Here is a 21,731-nt window from a genome sequence, read left to right as displayed (position 1 = left end):
TGGCTAATAGGCCAGCGGCGTTCCGGTGAACGGCATGGGCAGGCACGATACCGAGAGGCGCTCGAGCCGGGCACAAAGCGCGGTCGCCTCCGAGAGCTGGGTTATGGGACCGACCACGATGCGCTGGTCGTCGCCGTTGGCCTGCTCGACCAATAGCGGCGCCAGCCCGAACAGCAGCGGGCCGAGCTTCATGGACAGGTCGCGCCACGCTTCGGGCGCCTGCTCGAACGAGATGGACGGGCCCAGCGCAATGCCGAATTGCTGCTCGTTGGGCACGGGAATGGCGGCAAGCTGCGGCACCGGCGCGGGCAGGGGCTGCTCGCCGGCGGCGGGCTTGGCCTCGGCCATGGGCTGGTGGCGCACCACCACCGAGCCACCATCGGCCTGGTAGACCAGAGCCGGCTCCTGGCCGATTGCCGCGGTCAGGCTGTTGCGGTCGATATTGCCGCCATCGGGCAGGGTTTCGAGCAGTCGCGGCAGGCTGACTTCCAGCGCGCCGACGCGCCGCAAGACGTCGTTGCCCTGTTGCTCGCCCAGCGAGAAGCGGGCGGTGAGTATGCCGGTTTCGCGCTTGAGCCGTACCTGCTCCTCGCGCAGCTCGGCCACCTGCAGCCGCAACTGGTCGAGCGACGCGCCTTCGAGGCGGGTCTTGTGCAGGCCCGCCAGCAGGTCCCGCGGCATCAGCGCGGAAACATTGGCCCCCATCACGGCAATGCCTGACAGCACCAGGGCGACGATGCCCCAGGTGTTGACGTCCGATTGCCGGAATTGTTCCGATGCCTTGGCCAATGCAGATATCCTGGCGGCGCAGTCGAATCAGGCGCTGCACCGGTCTCGACCATGGCGCTCACATTGTGTATTCGCCAACGGTTGCTTGCCATAATCTTGTGAAAATGCGCATTGAAAACATCGCCCGCCGGAGAATCTTCCATGACTGAGCTGCTGTCGATCATTCTTGCTGCGGGCGAGGGCACGCGCATGCGGTCGGCGACGCCGAAAGTCCTGCATCCGGTGGGTGGCATGCCGATCATCGGCCATGTGGCGCGCGCCGCCCGCGAGGCCGGCTCGACGCAGATCGCGCTGGTGACCGGCCCCAGGCATGATGCCATCCGCAAGGCGGTGACGGCCTTGCACCCCGATGTGGTGCATTTCGAGCAGACCGAGGCCAAGGGCACCGCGCATGCCGCATCCATGGCACGTGACCTGTTCAGCACGGCCAAGGGTTATGTCGCGGTGGTCTACGGCGACCACCCGCTGCTGCGCGGTATCAATTTCCGCGCGGTGCTGGATCGGCTCGACGCCGGGCTAGACGTGGCGATCCTGGGCTTCGAACCCAAGGATCCCAGCGGCTATGGGCGCTTCATCACCGATGGCGATACGCTGCTGGCGATCCGCGAGCACAAGGACGCCACCGAGGACGAACGGCGCATTCGCCTCTGCAATGCCTGCATCCTGGCCTTCCGGGCCGAGGTGTTCCGCGATCTGATCGACAAGGTCGAAACCAATAACGCCCAGAGCGAATACTATCTCACCGACCTGGTGGGGCTGGCCAATGCCGCCGGCAAGAAGGTCGGCTATGGCCTGGCGCCGGAAAACGACGTGATGGGCGTCAACGACCGCAGCCAGCTCGCCCGCGCCGAAGGCCTGTTCCAGGATATCAGGCGCGAGGACTTCATGAAGGCAGGGGTGACGCTCAAGGATCCCCAGAGCGTCTGGTTCTCCTATGATACCGAAATTGCCCGGGACGTGACCGTGGAACCCAATGTCGTGTTCGGACCCGGCGTCAGGATCGAGGAAGGCGCGGTGATCCATGCCTTCAGCCATATCGAGGGCGCCCATGTGGGCAAGAACGCTTCGGTGGGCCCCTTCGCCCGGCTGCGGCCGGAAGCCAATCTCGGCGAAGGCGCCAAGGTGGGCAATTTCGTCGAGATCAAGAAGGCCGAGATCGGCAAGGGCGCCAAGGTGAGCCATCTGACCTATATTGGGGATGCGTCCATCGGCGCCGGGGTGAATATCGGGGCCGGCGTCATCACCGTGAACTATGATGGTTACAACAAATACCGGACCGTGGTCGGCGACGGCGCCTTCATCGGCTCCAATGCTTCACTGGTGGCGCCGGTGACGGTGGGCGCCGGAGCACTGGTGGCCAGTGGCAGCGTCATCACCGAGGACGTGGAGGCCGATGCCCTGGCGCTGGGCCGCGCGCGGCAGGTGGGTAAACCCGGCCGGGCCAAGGAAATTTTCGCGGCTGCAGCGGCCAAAAAACAGGCAAAGAAGGACAAATAGCATGTGCGGAATTGTCGGCATCGTGGGCACCGAGCCGGTCGCCACGCGTCTCGTGGACGCGCTCAAGCGTCTCGAATATCGCGGCTATGACAGCGCCGGCGTGGCCACGCTGGAAGGCGGAGGCATTTCCCGTCGCCGGGCCGAGGGCAAGCTGGGCAACCTGGCGCAGAAGCTGAGCTTCGAGCCGCTGTCGGGCCGCATCGGCATCGGCCATACGCGCTGGGCCACCCATGGGGCGCCGACCGAGCAGAATGCTCATCCCCATGCCACCGACCGGGTTGCCGTGGTTCATAACGGCATCATCGAGAATTATCGCGACATGCTGGCAGACCTGGCCGGCGACGGCTACCTGCCCAAGACGCAGACCGATACCGAGGCCGTCGCCCTGTGGGTGACGCGCGAGCTGGCCAATGGCGCCGACCCCGAACTGGCGGTGGCGCGGACGCTGAAGCATCTCAAGGGCGCCTTCGCGCTGGCCTTCCTGTTCAAGGGCGAGGATGGCTTGTTGATTGCCGCCCGCCACGGCGCGCCGCTGGCCATCGGCTATGGCACGACCGAGATGTATCTGGGCTCCGACGCCATGGCTCTGGCCCCCTTCACCTCGCGCCTGACCTATCTCGAGGACGGCGACTGGGCCGTCATCACCCACAAGGGAGTCACCATCCGCGACGGCAAGGACGCCATTGTCGAGCGCGAGCTGATGGTTTCGCAAGCCTCGTCCCTGCTGGTGGACAAGGGCAACCACCGCCATTTCATGGCCAAGGAAATTTACGAACAGCCCGAAACCATCTCGCATACGTTGAGCCACTATGTGGATATGGGCACCGAAAAGGTGGCCATCCGCGAGGCTTTGCCCTTCGATTTCGCCGATCTGAGCCGGCTGACCATCAGCGCCTGCGGCACCGCTTACCTGGCGGGTGCCGTGGCCAAATACTGGTTCGAGCGCTATGCACGCCTGCCGGTCGATATCGACGTCGCTTCCGAGTTCCGCTACCGCGAGCCGCCGCTGGAAAAGGGCGGGCTGTCGCTGTTCATCTCGCAGTCGGGCGAGACGGCCGACACGCTGGCGGCCCTGCGCTATTGCGCCGGGCAGGGGCAGCATGTCGCGTCACTGGTCAATACACTCGAATCCACCATCGCGCGGGAATCGGGCGTAGTGTTTCCCATTCTCTGCGGACCAGAAATCGGCGTCGCCTCGACCAAGGCGTTGACGGCGCAGTTGACCGCGCTGGCCAGCCTCGCCATCGCTGCCGGGCGGGCACGCGGCGTGCTGGATGCAGGAAAAGAGCAGGAATTCGTGCAGGCATTGACCGGATTGCCGGCGGCAGTCTCGCAGGCCTTGGCCACCGAAGACCAGATCATGGACATCGCCAAGCGCCTCAGCAAGGCCAAGGACGTGCTCTATCTGGGCCGTGGCCCGATGTTCCCCATCGCCATGGAAGGTGCGCTGAAACTCAAGGAAATCAGCTACATCCACGCCGAAGGTTACGCAGCAGGTGAACTCAAGCACGGCCCCATCGCCCTGGTGGACGAGGACATGCCGGTCATCGTCGTCGCGCCCTCGGACGAACTGGTCGACAAGACCCTTTCCAACATGCAGGAAGTCGCCGCCCGCGGCGGCAAGATCATCCTCATCACCGACGCCGAGGGTGCCGAAACGGTGGGCCACGGCGTGGCCGATGTCATTGTCATTCCACACGTTTCCAGCTTCGTGGCCCCAATCCTGGCGACCATTCCGGTGCAGTTGCTGGCCTATCATACCGCCGTGTTCATGGGCACGGACGTCGACCAGCCGCGGAATCTGGCGAAGTCGGTGACGGTGGAGTAGGGGTGCCACGCCCTCGTGGTTCGAGGCGCTGAAGAAGCGCACCTCACCATGAGGGCTGTTGATACACCGAGTTCCCAGTAGCCCCTCATGGTGAGGTGCGAGCCCTTGCGAGCCTCGAACCACGAAGGCGTGGCACTATCCTGCCCTGATCAGCGGGATCGCCAGGTCTTTTCTGAACAAATACAGTAGCGTACGCGCCGCTTCGCCCTCAGCGCCCGCCAACCCTGGATTGCGGGCGAGGAGCGCTTTGGCGTCATCGTGGGCGCAGTCGAGCAGGTGTCGATGCACGTCGGGGACGGCGAGACGGTAGCCGGGCATGCCGGATTGCCTTGTGCCGAGCACGTCGCCCTGGCCACGCAGTTCGAGGTCTTTTTCGGCGATCTCGAAACCGTCTTCGGTGGATTTTATCGTTTCGAGACGGGCCTTCGCGGTTTCGCTGAGTGGGTCCTTGTAGAGCAGCAGGCAGGCCGAACGGGCCGAGCCGCGGCCGACACGGCCGCGGAGCTGGTGGAGCTGGGCGAGGCCGAAGCGCTCGGCATGTTCCACGATCATGATCGAGGCATTGGGCACGTCGACGCCGACTTCGATGACGGTCGTGGCTACCAACAGTTTGATTTCATTGGCGGAAAACCGTTGCATCACCTCCTGCTTGGCGGCGGCGCTCATGCGGCCGTGGACCAGGGCGACCTGGTCGCCGAAGACTTTTTGTAGTTCGGCAAAGCGATCCTCGGCGGCGACGACATCGAGATGCTCGCTCTCTTCGACCAGGGGGCAGACCCAGAAGGCCTGGGCGCCTTCATCGAGCCGGGCGCGGAGGCGGGCGATGACGCGGTCATAGTCGCCGATGGAAAGCACTGCCGTATCAATGGGTTGGCGGCCACGCGGCTTTTCACGCAGCACGCTGACTTCCATGTCTCCGAAATGGGTGAGGACCAGGGTGCGCGGGATGGGCGTGGCGGTCATGACGAGCAGGTCGGTGTGCCTGCCCTTGTCGGACAGGGCGAGACGCTGGTGGACGCCGAAGCGGTGCTGCTCATCGACCACGGTCAGGCCGAGATTGTGGAATTCCACGCCGGACTGGAACAGGGCATGGGTGCCGACGACGATGGTCGTCTCGCCGCTGGCTATGGCCGCCAGTTTGGCCCGACGCTCGACGGCGGGCATCTTGCCGGTGAGCAATTCGCAGCCGAGGCCGGCGGAATCGCATAGCGGTTTCAAGGTCTTGAAGTGTTGGGAGGCGAGCAGTTCGGTCGGCGCCATCATGGCGGACTGGGCCCCGCTTTCGGCCATGGCGGCCATGGCCATGAGGGCGACGACGGTTTTTCCGGAGCCGACATCGCCCTGCAACAGGCGGGACATGCGGTCGGGCGAGGCGAGGTCGGCGCGGATTTCACCAATGGCCTGCAACTGCCCCTCTGTGAGGCTAAAGGGTAACGTACTGCTAACCTTTGCCGTCACCGATCCGGTGAAAGTGCGACTGATTCCGCGCGCAGCGACCATGGTCGAGCGGATCAGCTGCAGCGTGAGCTGGCCGGCAAGATATTCATCATAAGCAAGGCGTTGGCGGGCAGGGGCCCAGAGTTCGGCTTCGCCCGGACTGGCGGGCAAATGCACCATGCGCATGGCATCGGCGAAACGCGGCCAGTTGCGCTCGGCCATTGTAACAGGGGCGATCCATTCGGGGATAAGGGGCAGGTCGTCCACCACCTGCCGCACCAGCTTGGCCAAAGCCTTGGAACTGAGGCCCTGGGTCAGCGGATAGACCGGCTCGACCAGCGGCAGGGTGGCGAACTTGTCGGGTTCGACGATGTAGTCGGGGTGGGTGATCTGCTTGTCGCCGTTGAAGAAGCCGATCTGGCCCGAGACGAAGCGCTCCTCGCCGATGGGGAGAGCCTTCTCGACCCAGCCGCCTTGGGCGCGGAAGAAGACCAGTTGTACATCGCCGGTCTCGTCATGGGCGAAGACCCGGTGCGGAATGTGCTCGCGGCCGCGCGGCGGCGGCTGATGGCGGTCGATGTGGAGCTTGAGGGTGACAATCTGGTTGAGATAGGCCTCGGCAATGCCCACCTGCCGGCGGCGATCCACTACGCCGGATGGCATGTGCATGAGAATATCGAGGGCAATGGCTTCCTGCCCCTCGGGCGCCCCGAAATAGCGAGTCAGCAGCGCAGCCAGCTTGTCGCCGACACCCTTGATGGAATGCAGCGAGCGGAACAGCGGCGAAAGGGCATCGGGGCGAGACAAGGCGATTCTCCTTGGCGCAGACTATAGCGGCTGCGCCGCCCCTGCCGATATGGCCGATGGCGCAGCCGAGTCGAGGCAAAGGGTGCTGAATGCCCTGGCCGCCGTGGAAAGGGCGCGTTCGCGGTGGGTCAGCAGGCCGAAATCGCGGCGCGGCAGGGCGAAGGGCAGGATCTGGAGGCGGCCTGCTTCGACAAAGGGCGCAACCACCATTTCCGAAAGCGCCGCCACGCAGTCGCTGCCCAGAACGGCGTTGAGAATGGCCTCGTTGGTGGGCAGGGTCAGCACCACTTTCAGCTTCGTCGGATCGAATCCGAGCCTGCCGATGCCGGCTTCGAACTCCGTCCTTGTGCCGGAGCCGGGCTCGCGCATGATCCATTCGAGATCGGTTGGATGGCGCTTCTCCAGGGAGAAGGCGGCGGATGAGACGACGACAAGGCGGTCATGCCCGATGGGCCGGACGGCCAGTGCCGGCACATCGACTTGGCCTTCCACCACGCCCAGTTCCGCTGCGCCCGACAAGACGGCGGCAGCCACGTCGTGGGTATTGGCCGGGGTGAAATTGATGGTGATGCCGGGATAGCTGGCGGCAAACCGGAACAGGCGCAGCGGCAGCCAGTAATTGGCGACGGTCTGGCTGGCCATGATATCGAGGTCGCCGCGCTGCAACCCGCCCAGATCGTCCAGCACGCGCTCGGCCTGCCGCAAGCGGGCCAGCGTCTGGCGGGCCTCTTCGAGAAAGGTGCGTCCCTCGCGGGTCAGTTCGATGCCGCGCCCGACCCGATCGAACAGGCGCACGGCGTGAAACGTCTCCAACGCCTTGATCGCGGCGCTGGCCGCCGAAGGGGTGAGGCCGATGGCCGAGGCACCCTGGGTCAGATGCTGGCGCTCCGCCACGGCGATGAAGATTGCCAACTGCTCGATGGTCATTGATCGTGCAATCTTGCTGTATGGAATGTCCATAATTATGCGATGGAGGCTAATGAACGCAAGGTTCATTCTCCCATTCACCTGAATTGGAGAATTTGATGCCCTTCGTGGCGCAATTTCGGCGAACTTTTCCTGGTTTGCTGCTTTCGGCTGGCGTCGCCGCACTGTCCGTGGCCGCCGAGCATGTCCAGCACCAGGTGTTGGGCTGGGTGATGCTCGACGGGCTGGTGATCGCCATCGTCGCCGGCATCCTCCTCCATACTGGCTTCGGGCTTGCCGAGCGCTATCGCGCCGGGGTGCATTTCGCGTCCAAGACCATTCTCGAAATCGCCATCGTGCTGCTGGGCGGCACGATCAGCGCCGGGGCGGTGTTGCAGATCGGGCCGGTCATGGTGGGCGCCATAGTGCTTGTCGTGGCCACGGCTTTGGTGCTGAGCTATGCCATCGGACGGCTGCTCGGTCTCGACACGCGCCTGGCGACGCTGGTCGCCTGCGGCAATTCCATTTGCGGCAATTCGGCCATCATGGCGACCGCGCCCGTTATCCGGGCACCGGCCGAGGACGTTGCCGCCTCCATCGCCTTCACGGCGGCGCTTGGCGTGGTCATTGTGCTGCTGCTGCCGCTCTGTTTCCATTTGCTCGGTATCAGCGAGTGGCAATATGGCGTCATTGCCGGCCTGAGCGTCTATGCAGTGCCGCAGGTATTGGCCGCCACGGTGCCCGTGGGAATCATGAGCACCCAGATCGGTACGCTGGTGAAGCTGATCCGCGTGCTCATGCTCGGCCCCGTCGTACTGGCTGTCGGGCTGGTTCAGGGGCGCAAGGGCGGCGATGCGCTGCCATTGTCGATGCTGGTGCCGTGGTTCGTAGTGGGGTTCCTGGCCATGATCGGCGTCCGGTCGGCTGGGCTCTTGCCCGAGGCCGCGTTGCCGGCGTTGCAGACGGTTTCGGCCGATCTTACTGTGGTGTCCATGGCGGCGCTCGGCCTTTCGGTCGATCTGCGCTCGGTTGTCGCCTCGGGCGGCCGGGTGCTGGCGGCGGGGTTTTTCTCGGTGGTCACGCTCATCCTGCTGGCTGTGGCGACGGCTTTTGCACTGGGCGGTCCGTGATTGCCGGCCGCTTCTTAAGGGCTGACAAGCCGGTGCAATCCGCGTAAGAGACATGTCCAAATCGGGAACAAACTCAGGATCATGGCGCGTCAAATGACAGCCGGTGAAGACATTGCCATGCGCCGCAAGAAGCTGCGCTACCGCGCCTGGCACCGCGGCACCAAGGAAATGGACCTCATTCTGGGGCCCTATGCCGACGCGCATACCGAGGGCATGGACGCGGCCCGGCTCGACCGGTTGGAAGCCCTGATGAGCGAGGAAGACCCGCCGCTGCTGACCTGGGTGATGGGCCAGGCGGAGCCGCCTGCCCATGTCGACAGGGCATTCCTGGACGAGGTGATCGCCGATCATTCCGCCCGGCTGGCCAAATGAACGAAATCGTCTCCCAGCGCCCCACGCGCACCATTGCCAATGTGCCCGACGGCATGCAGCCCCTGGTGCTGGCGCGGCTGGTGCAGCAGCGTATCGAGGCGGCACCGGAGGATGCGGCGAGCCTGGTATTCGTGGCGCGCGACGGGCGGCGCATGCAGCGCATGGCCGACGTTCTCGGCGCCATGCTGCCGGGGCACACCATATTGACGCTGCCGGCCTGGGACAGCCTGCCCTATGACCGGGTGTCGCCCAACAATGTGACCATTGCCGCGCGGATGAACACACTGGCGGCGCTGACCTCGGGCGCCAAGGGCGCCGTGGTGCTGACTGCAGTCAATGCGCTGATCCAGAAGCTGCCGCCGCGCGACGTGGTGGAAACCATGAGCTTTTCGGCCGCGACGGGCCGGATTGTCGACAGCGACAAGCTGATCGCCTGGGCGGCGAATAATGGCTATCTGCGCGTGCCGACGGTGCGGGAGAGTGGCGAATATGCGGTGCGTGGCGGGCTGGTGGACCTGTTTCCGGCCAGCGCCGAGGCGCCCCTGCGCTTTGACTTTTTCGGCAGCCAGCTCGAATCGATCCGCACCTTCGATCCGGACAGCCAGCGGACCACCGGCCAGCTCAAGCGCGTCGACCTGACGCCGATGAGCGAGGTGGTACTCACGGAGACGACGATCCGGCGCTTCCGGCAGAATTATACCGCAACGTTCGGCGGCAATACCGTCGACGACACGCTCTATGCCTCGGTCAGCGGCGGCTCGCGCTATTCGGGCACCGAGCACTGGCTGCCGTTTTTCTACGAACATCTCGATACGCTGGCCGACTATGTCGGGGATGCGCCCTTCGTCTTCGATGAACAGGCCGTGGAGGCCTATGCCGACCGGGTGACGCAGGTGCGTGACTATTACGAGGCGCGCGAGGCGGCGCGGCTGCTGCCGGTGGTGGCCGGTTCGGGAGCGCCCTACAAGCCGATCAAGCCGGACCTGCTCTATGACGTGGATGCGCATCCCTATGCGCTGGCGGGGGCGTCAGTGGTGCAACTCAGCCAGTTCATGGCGCCGGGCACCAAGGCGAGCGACGATGCGGGCGGGCATATCGCGCCCAGCTTTGCCGCCGAGCGGCAGGCGGCCGACACCAACCTGTTTCAAGCCGTGGTGGACCGGCTGCTGGCCGAACGCCGCGAGGGTAGGCGGGCCGTGATCGCCTGCTGGAGCACCGGCACGCGAGACCGCATGGTGCAGGTGCTCAAGGACCACGGCCTGACCAACCCCAGGCTGGCGGAAAACTGGCGCGATGCCGAGACGACGAGCGCCGCGACCACCTCGCTGGTGGTTTTGCCGCTGGAGACCGGGTTCGAGACCAAGGACCTGCTGGTGCTCAGCGAGCAGGATATTCTCGGCGAACGGATTCTCAGGCCGCAGCGCAAGAAGAAGGCGTCCGATGCGCTGACCGAGGCGGCGAGCCTTTCGGCCGGCGATCTCGTCGTGCATGTCGATCACGGTATCGGCCGCTTCATCGGGCTCAAGGTGATCGAGGCTGGCGGGGCGCCGCATGAATGCGTCGAGCTGGAATATGGCGGCGACACCAAGCTCTACCTGCCGGTGGAAAATATCGAGCTGCTGACCCGCTATGGCAGCGATGACGGCAATGTGACCCTGGATAAGCTGGGCGGCGTCGCCTGGCAGGCCAAGAAGGGCAAGCTCAAGAAGCGCATCCGCGAAATGGCGGAGCAGCTCATCAAGATCGCGGCGGCGCGGCTGCTCACGCGGGCGGACGTGGTCGAGATCAATCCGGGCGCCTATGACGAATTCGCGGCGCGCTTCCCCTATGAGGAAACCGAGGACCAGATGGCCGCCATCGAGGCGGTGTTCGACGATGTGACTTCGGGCCGCGTCATGGACCGGCTGGTCTGCGGCGATGTGGGCTTCGGCAAGACCGAAGTAGCTTTGCGCGCGGCTTTCGCCGTGGCGCTGTCGGGCAAGCAGGTGGCTGTCGTCGTGCCGACGACCTTGCTGTCGCGGCAGCATTTCAAGACCTTTGCCGAGCGCTTTGCCGGACTGCCGGTGCGGGTGCGGCAGGCTTCGCGCATGGTGCCGGCGGCCGAGCTCAAGGCGACCAAGGACGGGCTCGCCGACGGGCAGGTCGATATCGTGGTCGGCACGCATGCGCTGCTGAGCAAGACGATCAAATTCAAGGATCTGGGCCTGCTGATCATCGACGAAGAGCAGCATTTCGGCGTGGGGCACAAGGAGCGGCTCAAGGAGCTCAAGGCCAATGTGCATGTGCTGACGCTGACGGCGACGCCGATTCCGCGCACGCTGCAACTGGCGCTGACCGGGGTGCGCGACCTGAGCCTGCTGGCAACGCCGCCGGTGGACCGGCTGGCCATCCGCACCTTCATTTCGCCCTTCGACGCGCTGTCGGTGCGCGAGGCACTGCTGCGCGAAAAATATCGCGGCGGGCAGAGCTTTTATGTGGTGCCGCGCATCAAGGATCAGCACGAGATTGCCGACTTCCTCAAGGCGCAGGTGCCTGAAGTCAGCTTCGTGGTGGCCAATGGCCAGATGGCGCCGGGCGAACTCGACGACATCATGAACGCCTTCTACGACAACAAGTTCGACGTGCTGGTGGCGACGACGATCGTGGAATCGGGGCTCGATATTCCCAATGCCAATACGCTGATCGTGCATCGGGCCGATCATTTCGGGCTGGCGCAGCTTTATCAGATCCGCGGGCGTATCGGCCGGGCCAAGGCGCGCGCCTATGCGCTGTTCACCGTGCCGCCTGACAGAAAATTGACCGACACGGCGGAGAGGCGGCTGGGCGTGCTGCAATCGCTGGAAAGCCTGGGGGCAGGGTTCCAGCTCGCCAGCCATGACCTCGATATTCGCGGGGCAGGGAACCTGCTGGGCGACGAGCAGTCGGGCCATATCCGCGAAGTGGGCTACGAGCTTTACCAGGCGATGCTGGAAGAGGCAGTGGCCAACCTCAAGAGTGGCGAGGAGGAATACGAGGATCGCAACGAGTGGAGCCCGCAAATCTCGCTGGGCATGCCGGTGATGATCCCCGAGCATTATGTGCCCGACCTGCAACTGCGCATGCAGCTCTATCGCCGGCTGGGCGACCTGACCGATATCAGGGATATCGACGCTGCTGGCGCAGAATTGATCGACCGCTTCGGGCCGCTGCCGGAAGAAGTGGAAGCCTTGCTCAAGGTGATCCTGGTCAAGGCCCTGTGCCGGCAGGCCAATGTCGAAAAGGTCGATGCCGGGCCCAAGGGCGCGGTCATCTCGTTGCGCAACAACGAATTCCCCAATCCGGGCGCGCTGGTGCGGCTGGTGAGCGACCCGGCCAACCAGGTTCGCATCAAGCCCGATCAGAAACTCGTGTTCGCGCGCAACTGGCCGACGCCCAATGACCGCCTCAAGGGGGCGGCCGCAATCCTGTCGCGCCTGGCAAAACTGGCAGAAAATGCGTCCTGAGCGGCGTGCATCAACCCTGTCCTGCCATAATGCTTTGGCAAGCAGTATCGGTCATGTTATTGCCCGAATTCAGCACTTGAAGGGCAGTTCAATTCTCAAGGTGGCACAAGGTCACCGGGACCGCCAAAGAAGCCAAGGAAATTCTATGAACATCAGGAAACCCCTCGTCGCCGGTTTCGCGGTGGCCGCGCTCATGCTGTCCCCCCTGTCAGCCTATGCCCAGGACGCCACGCCCGCCGAAGCCCCGGCCGCTGAGGCGCCCGCGCCGGATGCTGCTGCCCCCGCTCCCGCCGACGCCGCCGCTGGGGCGGCCAGCCAGAACTGGCTCAAGGTCTGCGATCCGCTGCCCGATGGCCAGCAGGCCTGCATCATGCGCCAGGTGGTTCTGGCCAATGGCCAGTTCCTCGGCTCCTTCCTGCTGCGCGACGATCCGGGCCAGGAAAGCCGCCTGCTCGCCGTTGCCGCCGTGCCGCTCGGCGTGCTGCTGCCGTTCGGCCTGACCTGGCAGATCGACGGCGCCAAGCCGATCCGCGTGCCCTACATGCTGTGCGACCCGACGTCCTGCGCCACCCAGTTGGTGATCAACGAGCAGTATGTGAACTCGCTCAAGAAGGGCGGCACGCTCAAGCTCACCGCCAAGAACCGCCAGAACCAGGACTTGACCATCGAAATCACCCTGGCCGGCTTCACCGCCGCCTATGACGGCGACGCCGCGCTGACCTTCGACGAATTCCGCCAGGAAACCTCGGGCGAGAACGCGCTGGAGCAGGTGCTGCAGGACCGCGCCGAAGAACTGCGCCGCCAGTTGGACGGCAGCGCCGCACCGGCCACTGGCACCGATGCTCCGGCTGAAACGCCGGCCCAGTAGGGGTTCGGTATCGGGATTTGGGAAAGGGCGCCGGAGACGGCGCCCTTTTTGTTTGGGGGCAGCATCGTGCCACGCCCTCGTGGTTCGAGGCTCGCGAAAGGCTCGCACCTCACCATGAGGGCTACTTCTGGCGCGGTGTTCCAGTAGCCCTCATGGTGAGGCGGGAGCGCAACGACCCTCGAACCACGAGGGCGTGGCACGGCTCACCGATTTCCCATGCCCACGGCAAAAGCCTGCCGGCGCAAACCCGGTGCCAGTTTCAGGGCCCATAGGCCGCCGGCTCGCAGGGCCTGGGCGGGGATCATGTCGGCCAGCAGCGAGCGGAACAGCGTATCGACCATGCCGCCGGTGCGGGCGAGGTCGGCGGCGCGGCGGGCGGCATAGTCGGCGCTGACGCGATTGGCCCAGCCGGGGGTGGAGCGGTCGATGGCCGCCAGCGCGGCGGCGAGGTCGGCGACATCGCGCAGACCCAGATTGAGACCCTGCGCGCCGATGGGCGGGAAGGCGTGGGCGGCTTCGCCCACCAGCACCACGCCATCGGCGCCGGCACTGTCGACGCTGAGCGTGCTGAGCGGGAAGACGAAGGCGGGACTCGCCAGCGTGATGGCGCCGAACAGACGCTGCGATTTTTCGAGGAAGGTGGCGATCAGCGCCTCGGGGCCGGCGGCCCTGGCGGCGTCGAGCACGGCGCGGTCGTCGATCCATACCAGGTTGGCGCGATTGGCGCCGGCGGGGACCAGGGTGAACGGGCCCTGCGGATAGTGGAACTCGATGGACGCCCCGCCGATGGGGCGGGCGAGATCGAGATCGCAGACCAGTGCCGCTTGGGTGAAGGCAGTTTCTCGCGCCTGGATGCCGGCGGCGGCGCGGACCAGCGATTTCTTGCCGTCGGCGCCCACGATCAGCGGTGCGCTGAGGTGGGCGCCATCGGCGAGGGTGATGCTGGCGCCCGACAGTTCGGTAGCCCCGGCGTTACGGGTTTCGAGATTGGGCAGCTCGGCCGCGGCGGCATGGAAGCGCTCCATCAGCCGCAGATTGGCAAAATTCCAGCCAAAGGCCGCCATGCCGGCCTCGGCGGCGTCGAACAGGGTTTCGGGCGCGCGGATAAGGCGGTTGGTGGCATCGATGATGCGGATCTGCGTGAGCGCATGGCCCAAAGCGGCCGGATCGTCGATGAGGCCGGCTTTGCGCAGATAATCGACGCTGGGCACCATCAGCGCCGAGGTGCGGCGATCGGGCGGACCGGCGGGGGCCAGATGGATGGTCTGGAGTCCGGCCTTGGCCACGGCAATGGCGGCGGCGACCCCGGCAAGCCCCCCACCCACCACGATGGCATCGGCGTCGAAACCGCTCATTTTGCGTCCGCCAGCCGGCGGGCATGGCCGCTCGGTATGATGACGCTGCCGGCCAGCGAGCCGGCGAACATGGCGATGAGGAAAATCCAGAGATTGTCGGGCAGGAAGCCGATCAGCGAAATGGCCGGGCCGGGGCAGATGCCCGCCATGCCCCAGCCGATGCCGAACAGCACGGCGCCACCGATCAGGCGGCGATCGACCTTGCGATATTCGGGCTCGTGAAAGCTGGTGTCGAACAGCGGCGCGTTGCGGCCCTTGCCGATGCGGACGGCGATGAACATGACGATGAGCGCCGCGCCCATGACGAAGGCGAGGCTCGGATCCCAGCCGCCAGTGGGAACGGCGCCGAAATCGAGGAAATGCAGCACCTTGAAGGGATTGACCATCTGCGAAACGTAGAGGCCGGCGCCGAACAGCAAGCCGCTGAGCGCGGCGGTGGCGAGATAGGGCAGCTTGAGATTGGCCATCAGACGATCCCCGTCACGGCGACGGTGACAATGGCGACGCCGAAAAACACCAGCACCGCCACCAGCGAGCGCAACGACAGCCGCGCCAGCCCGCAGACTCCGTGCCCGGAGGTGCAGCCATTGCCGATCTTGGTGCCGATGCCGGTGAGCAGACCCGCTATGGCCAGCCAGACCGGCGTGGGCACGCCCCAGGCGGCCGGCGCCTCGACCAGCCGGGCGGGAGCCTCGCCGCCGACGCCAAGCCCCGGAAAGAGCTTTGCCGTCGCAAAGGCCGCGGCCACCAGCGCCACGAGGAACACCACCCGCCAGACCACGGTCTGCGCCGGCGGCAGGAGCTGCCCGAAAATGCCGGATATGCCGGCGATACGGCCATTGCCCAGCCACAGCACTGCGGCGGCAAGGCCGATAAGGGCGCCGCCAAGCGAGGCGGTCAGCGGCGTGAACGATTCCATTGGGTCACTCGCGAAAACAGACTGGCGCCAAGGCTAGCACCCGCCGCCACATCGGGGCCAGCGCCGGAACAGCGACTTTGTGCCGCCAGAGGTGCGCGGCGCGGAAAACTCTGCCAATCGGCCTTTCCTGCGCGCCAAGCTCGGCTAAGATAGGGCTACATATGTGACTCGAAATGGAGCCGACAATGCTTGAGCTATTGGCCGATCCGAATGCCTGGATCGCCTTCGGTACCCTCACGGTGATGGAAATCGTGCTGGGCATCGACAACATCGTCTTCATTTCGGTGCTGGTATCGCGGCTGCCCAAGGAGCAGGCGGACCGCGCCCGCCAGCTTGGCCTGGCGCTGGCGCTGATCTTCCGCATCCTGCTGCTGCTGGTCATCTCCTGGATCATCAGCCTCACCCAGCCGGCCATTTCCGCCTTCGGGCTGGACCTGTCGTGGAAGGACCTGATCCTGATCGCGGGCGGCGTGTTCCTCGTCTACAAGGCGACCCATGAAATGCACGCCGCCATCGAGGAGCCGCATGAGGCCGATCTCAAGGCCGGCGCCTCGGCGGTCTTTTCCGCCATTATCGCGCAGATCATCGTCATCGACATGGTGTTTTCCATCGACTCCATCGTCACCGCCGTCGGCATGGCCGAGCATGTCGAAGTGATGATCGCCGCCGTCATCGTCGCGGTCGGCGTGATGTTCGTGGCGTCCGGCCCGGTCGCCAAATTCGTCGCCGATCACCCGACCACCAAGATGCTGGCTCTGGCCTTCCTGCTGCTGATCGGCGTGTCGCTGGTGGCCGATGGCCTCGGTTTCCACATCCCCAAGGGCTATATCTACGCCGCCATGGGCTTCTCGGTGCTTGTGGAAGCGATCAACATCATCGCCAAGCAGCGCAAGGCGGGCAGCAAGGCGGGCGCGGCTCGGCCCAAAATGACGCCCTTTACCGGCGACACCGGCTCGGTATCGGCCGCTGCCGGGGTTGCCGCGGTGGCCGGCAGGAAGCCGAGCGCCAAGAGCAGCCCGACGGCCCGCGCCCAGTCGCGGCCGAAATCGGCGCCGCGCAAGCCGAGGAGCCCGAAATGAGCCGCGCCGTTATCGTCCACCAGACCGGTGGCCCGGAAGTCCTGACGCTGGAGGACCGGACGCTCGGCGCGCCGGGACCGGGGCAGGTCGCCCTGCGCCAGACGGCGATCGGGCTCAACTTCATCGACACCTATCAGCGCTCGGGACTCTATCCGGTACAGACGCCCTTCGTGGCGGGCAATGAAGGCGCCGGGGTGATTACCGCTCTCGGCGAAGGCGTCGACGGGCTCAAGGTGGGCGATCGCGTGGCCTATCAGGGTGCCGTCGGCGCCTATGCCGCCGAGCGCCTGATTTCGGCCGACCGTGTGGTGCCGGTGCCCGATGGCATCGACGATCGCACCGCCGCCGCCATCATGCTCAAGGGGCTGACGGCGTTCTACCTATTGTTCAAGACCTGGCCCGTCGCCAAGGGCGAAACCATTCTTTGGCAGGCCGCGGCCGGCGGCACCGGACTCATCGCCACGCAATGGGCCAAGGCGCTCGGCGCCACGGTCATCGGCACGGCAGGCAGCGACGAAAAGGTGGCGCTGGCCAAGGCACATGGCTGCGATCACGTCATCAACTACACCAAAGAGGACTTCGCCGCCCGCGTGCGTGAGCTGACGGAAGGGCGGGGTGTCGACGTGGTCTATGACGGCGTCGGCAAGGCGACGTTCGACAAGTCGCTCGATTGCTTGCGCCCGCGCGGGCTGATGGTGAGTTTCGGCAACGCCTCGGGCGTGGTCACCATCCCCGATATCACCGTGCTGTCGCGCAAGGGCTCGCTCTATGTGACGCGACCGACCACGGCCCATTATCTCGGCAATCGCGACGACCTGCTGGAGGGCGCACGGCTGCTGTTCGCCGCAGTGGCGGACGGCGCCATCAAGGTGGAGATCGGCCGGACCTTTGCGCTGGACGATGCGGCCGATGCCCATCGCGCGCTGGAAGGGCGCGAAACGACGGGCTCGGTGGTGCTGCTGCCTTAGCCTTTGAGGGCTGCTCGTGGCGAGGTGTTCCAGCGGCCCTCATGGTGAGGCGGGGAGCGCAGCGACCCTCGAACCACGACGGCGTGACAGCCGACTCTGGACAGCCCGGTCCGGTGCGGTTAAAGGCTGACCCGACGGGTAGGTGGCAGAGCGGTTGATTGCTCCGGTCTTGAAAACCGGCGAAGGTGAAAGCCTTCCGGGGGTTCGAATCCCTCCCTACCCGCCACTGCCGCCGATGCTGCGCTCGGTGCATTGGCTCTTTGCTTTTACGCATGTCTCCCGAAACCGGGGCCACTTTCGGCAGACTTGCTTTAGATGACTTCCGCGCCGACGGCGCTCACCTTCAGGACCTTGTTGACCGTATCGATGCCATGGGCTGCCAGGCGGCGGTCGACCGGGCCCAGGCCCGCCTCGATGTATTTTCCTTTTTCGAGGCCTTCGAACGACGTCTGGGGAACTGTCCTGATCTCGCCATAGTGGATGCCGACCTGGCTGACCGGGTCGGCTTCCAGGCGAATATTGAGGCCGCTGACCGGCCGGAATGCTGCCTTCATGTCGCGGATGGCCTGGCCGGGATAGACAGCGGCGCTGGCGATCATGCCGGTCACCCTGATCTGTGTGCCTGCGTTGCTCGCCGCCGCGATGTTGCGCGAGGCCAGCACGGCAACGCCCGGCGCATTGAATGTCACGATAGGCAGGTTCATGCGGTTGCCGACAACCTGCGCAATGGCGCCGCCCAGTGAGTGCCCGCAGACCGCAACGACTTTGCGTCGCTCCTGCACAAGGGCAACGAAGCGTTCCCCGGCCGAAAAATAGTCCGAATTGGCGCCGGCACCGAGCGCCAGATCGGCAAGCAGGTCGCCCTTTCCGCCGGCACTTTTGGGCTGCGTCCCCCTGAAGGCGACCACGACGCCGCTTCCCAGAATGTAAGCGACGGCCTGAAACCCGTTCCAGCCGCCCTGCGGAAGTATCTTGTCAAAGATGGGATAGCCAAGATTGCCGGGATTATAAGCATCCTCTGCAAGCAGCCCGAAGACTTTGACAGCTATTGGCATGTTCATGCCCCCTATATTCAGGCGTGATGCTATCGAATTGGCGGCATCTTGGAAAGGCGCTCTGCTGCATGCAATGGGTGCCAGATCATATGTGCTTGTGGCGCAGCCGCATCGGCGCTAGACCGCTCTCGATTGTCGGGAGGTTGCCGTGAGCCGCAAGGAATTTGATGCATCGCGCATGCGCAGGCTCAAGCGTTTTGCTGCGCGCTATGGGCTGACCATTCTCACCGACGAGAAGATGAAGGTGCTCGGACATGCCGGCGGCCATGCCATTCGTGACGAGAGCTTCAATATCCTTTTCGGAAATGTGCCCAAGCCGTTTTCGGCAAGCCTCGACGACATAGAATCCTGGTTAGAGGCAAATACGGCGCCGGAAGAGTAAGGGCGGCTGCCCTTTCTGGCAATTGCCCTCCGGCCGGGCAGCCCGCAATTTCCATTATTTATTCCGTAACGGGAATCGCCGCACACTGCCTCCATTGGCTAACTTGGAGGCGCGTTATTGTGTTCACTCTGATCAACGCCGACGCCGAAGACGACGACGCCGAAATCACCGATCCCCAGGAAATCGCAGAGCTGTTCGCTGCCATTGCCGCTGTCGCCATCGAGGCGATCGGCGTCGGGCAGGCCAGGGAGCTTTTCGATGCCGTGATCGAACAGGACGGCAAAGACCCCAACTGACGGGTTTCCAGTGGTCGCGCTTTCGAACCGAAAAGTGGTGTCCACTTTTTCTGAAAGCGCTCCGGATGCCCGGCAGGTCAAATCCGGCCGCTGCCCGAGGGCAACGGCGCTATCGAACGGTCTTCCGAGCGCGGCAGAGTTCCGCCGCTTATGGACCGGGTTGACTGATCCGGGCGGGTCCAGCAGGACTTGCCGCATGTTCCGGCCGAGGAGGCTGCGTCGTGGCTGGCTCGTCCGCCCCCCAGACATTTCCCACGCCGACGATCGTTCCGCTCGGCGATAGCGCTCTCCTGGTGCGTTTTGGCACGGCGCTGACCGACGCGGCCAACCGCGCCGCCATTGCGCTGGCGTTGGCGCTGGATCGCAAGCCGATCGCGGGCGTGGTCGAGATCGTGCCCAACCTGGTCTCGGTGCTGTTGCGCTACGACCCGCTGGCCTCGGCGTTCGCGACGATTGCCGGGGAGCTGCGGCTGCGGCTGTTCGGGCTGGGCGACGCGGCTCCGGCGACGGCGCGTTGGACCATCGCCACGCGATTTGACGGGCCGGACCTCGATGCGGTCGCGGCGCTGCTGGGTCTGTCCGCCGCCGATTTCATTGCCGCGCACAATGCCGCGCCGCTGCGGGTGCTGGCGACGGGCTTTGCGCCCGGTTTCGTCTATTGCGGGCTGCATCCCGAATCGCTGAGCCTGCCGCGACTGACGACGGTTCGCCCGACGGTGCCGGCCGGAAGCGTGCTGTTCGCGGCCGGGCAGACAGCGATCGCGGCGACGGAGATGCCGACGGGCTGGCATGTGATCGGGCATACGGATTTCCGCAATTTCGATCCGGCCGCCGAGCCGCCGACGCGGCTGGGCGCCGGCGATATCGTGACCTTTGAGGCGGTGTCGTGAGTGCCGCGCTGACCATTCTGCGGGCCGGGCCGCTAACCAGCATCCAGGATGAGGGACGCTTCGGCATGCTGCGGCATGGCATCAGCGCCTCGGGGCCGATGGATGAGGGCGCCTATGCCCGTGCCGGGGCGGGCGGCGCAGGCGGCATCGAATTCACCATGGCCGGGCTGGACATCAGGTTGGCGCACGGGCAATGCCGGGTCGGCTTTGCCGGCGGCGATTTTGTCATAAGGCACAACGGCGCGGTGCTGGACTGGCCGGGAGCGGTGACACTGGCGGCGGGCGATGTGCTGGCGGTGACGCCGGGCCGGTGGGGTAATTACGGCTATCTGCGCTTTGACGCCGATATCGGCATCGCGCCGGTCATGGGCAGCATCGCCACCAGCAGCCGGGCGCGGCTGGGCGGGCTCGATGGGCGGGTGCTGCGGGCAGGGGATGTGATCGCGCTGAGCGGGGGCGCTCGCGCGGCCGCTTCGGCGATGAAGCCGGCCGATGCCGGCGCCGGGCCGGTCCGTGTGACCTGGGGATTGCATGCGGACCTGTTCTCGTCCGAGCAGCGCCAGCGTTTTGTCGCTGCCGAGTTCGTCGTCTCGCCGCGGCTCGATCGCATGGGGGTGCGGTTGGAGGATGCGGGGGGCGTCATGGCCGATGCGGCGATCCTGTCGCTGGCCTCGGACGCCATCGTGCCGGGGGATATCCAGATCCTGGGCGATGGCACGCCCATCGTGCTGATGCGCGACCACCAGCCGACCGGCGGCTATCCCCGCATCGCCACGGTCATCTCGGCCGATCTCGACCGCTTCGCGCAATTGCGACCAGGAACGCCCGTTGCCTTCCGGCCGGTGAGTGTGGAACATGCCCATGCGCTGTTGCGGAGCCGCGGACCATGACGTCGATCGATCTCAATGCCGATCTGGGCGAGGGCATGGGGACCGACGAGGACCTGCTCGATATCGTTTCGAGCGCCTCCATCGCCTGTGGCGGTCATGCCGGCGACGCCCCGACGATCCGACATATCCTGAAGACATGCAAGGCGCGCGGGGTGCGGGCCGGGGCGCATCCGGGCTATGCCGACCCCAAGCGGTTCGGCCGTTTTCGCGTGGTGATGCCGCTCGATCAGTTGCTCGGGCAAATCCGCAGCCAGCTTTTCCTCATCCGCTTCATCGCCGACGAGGTCGGCGTGCCGCTCAGCTATGTGAAGCTGCATGGTGCCCTGGCCAACCAGACGGCGGAGGAACTGGCCTTTGCCGTGGGTATTTTCGCCACCATCCAGGCCATGGACCCGAAAATGGCGGTGCTGGCGCTCGACAATAGCGAGCAGGTGCGGGCGGCCAAGGCCGTGGGCATGCCGCTGATCCGCGAGGCCTATGCCGACCGGGCCTATACGGGCGACGGCCTGCTGGTGCCGCGCACCCAGGAAGGCGCGGTGATCCATGATGCCGAAGCGGTGATTGCGCGCTGCCTGCGCTTGGCCAAGACGGGCGAGATCGTCGCCATCGACGGCACGGTGCTCAAATCCACGGCACGATCGATCTGCCTGCATGGCGATACGCCGGGCGCGGTCGATCTGGCGCGGGATTTGCGCGACGCGCTGGAGGCCGAGGGGATCGACATCAGGGCCGACGTGCCGGAAATAGCGGAGTAGGGCGCCGGCTCTCCCATCCCTCGGCG

General features: G+C 65.4%; 20 protein-coding genes and 1 tRNA gene. 14 read left to right on the top strand and 7 right to left on the bottom strand.

Annotated features, from left to right (window positions below; all coding sequences use genetic code 11):
* Positions 1-3: 3 nt before the first annotated feature.
* Complete coding sequence (locus ASD80_RS14880) at positions 4-789, bottom strand: hypothetical protein (protein ID WP_056234324.1); 786 nt, start codon at positions 787-789, stop codon at positions 4-6.
* A gap of 141 nt (positions 790-930) precedes the next feature.
* On the opposite strand from ASD80_RS14880, the gene glmU reads away from it, so the two are divergent.
* Complete coding sequence (gene glmU, locus ASD80_RS14875; RefSeq protein WP_056234322.1) at positions 931-2,286, top strand: bifunctional UDP-N-acetylglucosamine diphosphorylase/glucosamine-1-phosphate N-acetyltransferase GlmU; 1,356 nt, start codon at positions 931-933, stop codon at positions 2,284-2,286.
* A gap of 1 nt (position 2,287) precedes the next feature.
* Positions 2,288-4,114 carry a glutamine--fructose-6-phosphate transaminase (isomerizing) gene (gene glmS, locus ASD80_RS14870; RefSeq protein ID WP_056234319.1) on the top strand — a complete coding sequence of 609 codons (1,827 nt, stop codon included), beginning with the start codon at positions 2,288-2,290 and terminating at the stop codon, positions 4,112-4,114.
* 135 nt (positions 4,115-4,249) lie between these two features.
* Here the strand turns inward: glmS and recG are convergent, their stop codons facing one another.
* A complete protein-coding gene (gene recG / locus ASD80_RS14865; protein ID WP_056234317.1) occupies positions 4,250-6,358 on the bottom strand; it encodes an ATP-dependent DNA helicase RecG in 2,109 nt (702 codons plus the stop codon).
* A gap of 21 nt (positions 6,359-6,379) precedes the next feature.
* Positions 6,380-7,285, bottom strand: a complete 906-nt coding sequence (locus ASD80_RS14860; RefSeq protein ID WP_056234313.1) for a LysR family transcriptional regulator — start codon at positions 7,283-7,285, stop codon at positions 6,380-6,382.
* Positions 7,286-7,383: 98 nt separating this feature from the next.
* On the opposite strand from ASD80_RS14860, the gene ASD80_RS14855 reads away from it, so the two are divergent.
* The 4 genes from ASD80_RS14855 to ASD80_RS14840 all read left to right on the top strand — a co-directional run bounded on the left by ASD80_RS14855 (position 7,384) and on the right by ASD80_RS14840 (position 13,116).
* Positions 7,384-8,394, top strand: a complete 1,011-nt coding sequence (locus tag ASD80_RS14855) for a YeiH family protein (RefSeq protein ID WP_056234312.1) — start codon at positions 7,384-7,386, stop codon at positions 8,392-8,394.
* 93 nt (positions 8,395-8,487) lie between these two features.
* A complete protein-coding gene (locus ASD80_RS14850) occupies positions 8,488-8,766 on the top strand; it encodes a succinate dehydrogenase assembly factor 2 (protein ID WP_082555325.1) in 279 nt (92 codons plus the stop codon).
* The gene (gene mfd / locus ASD80_RS14845) at positions 8,763-12,248 is read left to right on the top strand and encodes a transcription-repair coupling factor (protein ID WP_056234306.1); all 3,486 of its coding nucleotides are present in this window, start codon (positions 8,763-8,765) and stop codon (positions 12,246-12,248) included. Before ASD80_RS14850 ends, mfd begins: the two co-directional genes overlap by 4 nt.
* Positions 12,249-12,393: 145 nt before the next feature.
* Positions 12,394-13,116, top strand: coding sequence for an invasion associated locus B family protein (locus ASD80_RS14840; protein WP_056234303.1), 723 nt, complete (start codon positions 12,394-12,396; stop codon positions 13,114-13,116).
* Between the two features lie 203 nt (positions 13,117-13,319).
* Here the strand turns inward: ASD80_RS14840 and ASD80_RS14835 are convergent, their stop codons facing one another.
* The 3 genes from ASD80_RS14835 to ASD80_RS14825 are packed head-to-tail and all read right to left on the bottom strand — an operon-like array spanning position 13,320 to position 15,390.
* On the bottom strand, positions 13,320-14,471 hold the full coding sequence (locus tag ASD80_RS14835) for an FAD-dependent monooxygenase (protein ID WP_056234301.1): 1,152 nt from the start codon (positions 14,469-14,471) through the stop codon (positions 13,320-13,322).
* Positions 14,468-14,938, bottom strand: a complete 471-nt coding sequence (locus tag ASD80_RS14830) for a DUF6691 family protein (protein ID WP_056234299.1) — start codon at positions 14,936-14,938, stop codon at positions 14,468-14,470. Before ASD80_RS14830 ends, ASD80_RS14835 begins: the two co-directional genes overlap by 4 nt.
* Positions 14,938-15,390 (bottom strand): YeeE/YedE family protein, encoded by a 453-nt coding sequence (locus tag ASD80_RS14825; protein ID WP_056234296.1) that lies wholly within the window; start codon positions 15,388-15,390, stop codon positions 14,938-14,940. The genes ASD80_RS14830 and ASD80_RS14825 overlap by 1 nt, the downstream gene beginning before the upstream one ends.
* 185 nt (positions 15,391-15,575) lie before the next feature.
* On the opposite strand from ASD80_RS14825, the gene ASD80_RS14820 reads away from it, so the two are divergent.
* The 3 genes from ASD80_RS14820 to ASD80_RS14810 all read left to right on the top strand — a co-directional run bounded on the left by ASD80_RS14820 (position 15,576) and on the right by ASD80_RS14810 (position 17,663).
* Positions 15,576-16,469, top strand: a complete 894-nt coding sequence (locus tag ASD80_RS14820; RefSeq protein ID WP_082555323.1) for a TerC family protein — start codon at positions 15,576-15,578, stop codon at positions 16,467-16,469.
* Complete coding sequence (locus tag ASD80_RS14815) at positions 16,466-17,437, top strand: quinone oxidoreductase family protein (protein ID WP_056234293.1); 972 nt, start codon at positions 16,466-16,468, stop codon at positions 17,435-17,437. The genes ASD80_RS14820 and ASD80_RS14815 overlap by 4 nt, the downstream gene beginning before the upstream one ends.
* 136 nt (positions 17,438-17,573) lie before the next feature.
* Positions 17,574-17,663: transfer RNA gene (locus tag ASD80_RS14810), tRNA-Ser, on the top strand.
* Positions 17,664-17,748: 85 nt separating this feature from the next.
* Here the strand turns inward: ASD80_RS14810 and ASD80_RS14805 are convergent.
* Positions 17,749-18,492, bottom strand: coding sequence for a hypothetical protein (locus tag ASD80_RS14805; RefSeq protein ID WP_156460476.1), 744 nt, complete (start codon positions 18,490-18,492; stop codon positions 17,749-17,751).
* A gap of 148 nt (positions 18,493-18,640) precedes the next feature.
* Between ASD80_RS14805 and ASD80_RS14800 the strand changes: the two genes are divergently transcribed.
* From ASD80_RS14800 to ASD80_RS14785, 5 genes are all read left to right on the top strand, one after another.
* A complete protein-coding gene (locus ASD80_RS14800) occupies positions 18,641-18,874 on the top strand; it encodes a hypothetical protein (protein ID WP_056234287.1) in 234 nt (77 codons plus the stop codon).
* Between the two features lie 119 nt (positions 18,875-18,993).
* Positions 18,994-19,170 (top strand): hypothetical protein, encoded by a 177-nt coding sequence (locus ASD80_RS18800; RefSeq protein ID WP_156460475.1) that lies wholly within the window; start codon positions 18,994-18,996, stop codon positions 19,168-19,170.
* A gap of 221 nt (positions 19,171-19,391) precedes the next feature.
* Positions 19,392-20,060 (top strand): 5-oxoprolinase subunit B family protein, encoded by a 669-nt coding sequence (locus ASD80_RS14795; RefSeq protein WP_162247375.1) that lies wholly within the window; start codon positions 19,392-19,394, stop codon positions 20,058-20,060.
* Positions 20,057-20,950, top strand: coding sequence for a biotin-dependent carboxyltransferase family protein (locus ASD80_RS14790; protein WP_056234285.1), 894 nt, complete (start codon positions 20,057-20,059; stop codon positions 20,948-20,950). Before ASD80_RS14795 ends, ASD80_RS14790 begins: the two co-directional genes overlap by 4 nt.
* Entirely contained in the window at positions 20,947-21,705 is a 759-nt protein-coding gene (locus ASD80_RS14785; RefSeq protein ID WP_056234281.1) for a LamB/YcsF family protein, read from the top strand. The genes ASD80_RS14790 and ASD80_RS14785 overlap by 4 nt, the downstream gene beginning before the upstream one ends.
* Positions 21,706-21,731: the final 26 nt, after the last annotated feature.

It is taken from the genome of Devosia sp. Root635 (assembly GCF_001427605.1).
GTDB lineage: Bacteria > Pseudomonadota > Alphaproteobacteria > Rhizobiales > Devosiaceae > Devosia.
This window is presented reverse-complemented; position numbering and strand designations above follow the sequence as displayed.

Coding starts and splice junctions, on each gene's coding strand:
- ASD80_RS14840 (WP_056234303.1), top strand. CDS start 12,394: ATGAACATCAGGAAACCCCTCGTCGCCGGTTTCGCGGTGGCCGCGCTC.
- mfd (WP_056234306.1), top strand. CDS start 8,763: ATGAACGAAATCGTCTCCCAGCGCCCCACGCGCACCATTGCCAATGTG.
- ASD80_RS14820 (WP_082555323.1), top strand. CDS start 15,576: ATGCTTGAGCTATTGGCCGATCCGAATGCCTGGATCGCCTTCGGTACC.
- ASD80_RS14860 (WP_056234313.1), bottom strand. CDS start 7,285: ATGACCATCGAGCAGTTGGCAATCTTCATCGCCGTGGCGGAGCGCCAG.
- glmU (WP_056234322.1), top strand. CDS start 931: ATGACTGAGCTGCTGTCGATCATTCTTGCTGCGGGCGAGGGCACGCGC.
- ASD80_RS14815 (WP_056234293.1), top strand. CDS start 16,466: ATGAGCCGCGCCGTTATCGTCCACCAGACCGGTGGCCCGGAAGTCCTG.
- ASD80_RS14805 (WP_156460476.1), bottom strand. CDS start 18,492: ATGCCAATAGCTGTCAAAGTCTTCGGGCTGCTTGCAGAGGATGCTTAT.
- ASD80_RS14850 (WP_082555325.1), top strand. CDS start 8,488: ATGACAGCCGGTGAAGACATTGCCATGCGCCGCAAGAAGCTGCGCTAC.
- ASD80_RS14830 (WP_056234299.1), bottom strand. CDS start 14,938: ATGGCCAATCTCAAGCTGCCCTATCTCGCCACCGCCGCGCTCAGCGGC.
- ASD80_RS14825 (WP_056234296.1), bottom strand. CDS start 15,390: ATGGAATCGTTCACGCCGCTGACCGCCTCGCTTGGCGGCGCCCTTATC.
- ASD80_RS14835 (WP_056234301.1), bottom strand. CDS start 14,471: ATGAGCGGTTTCGACGCCGATGCCATCGTGGTGGGTGGGGGGCTTGCC.
- glmS (WP_056234319.1), top strand. CDS start 2,288: ATGTGCGGAATTGTCGGCATCGTGGGCACCGAGCCGGTCGCCACGCGT.
- ASD80_RS14855 (WP_056234312.1), top strand. CDS start 7,384: ATGCCCTTCGTGGCGCAATTTCGGCGAACTTTTCCTGGTTTGCTGCTT.
- ASD80_RS14785 (WP_056234281.1), top strand. CDS start 20,947: ATGACGTCGATCGATCTCAATGCCGATCTGGGCGAGGGCATGGGGACC.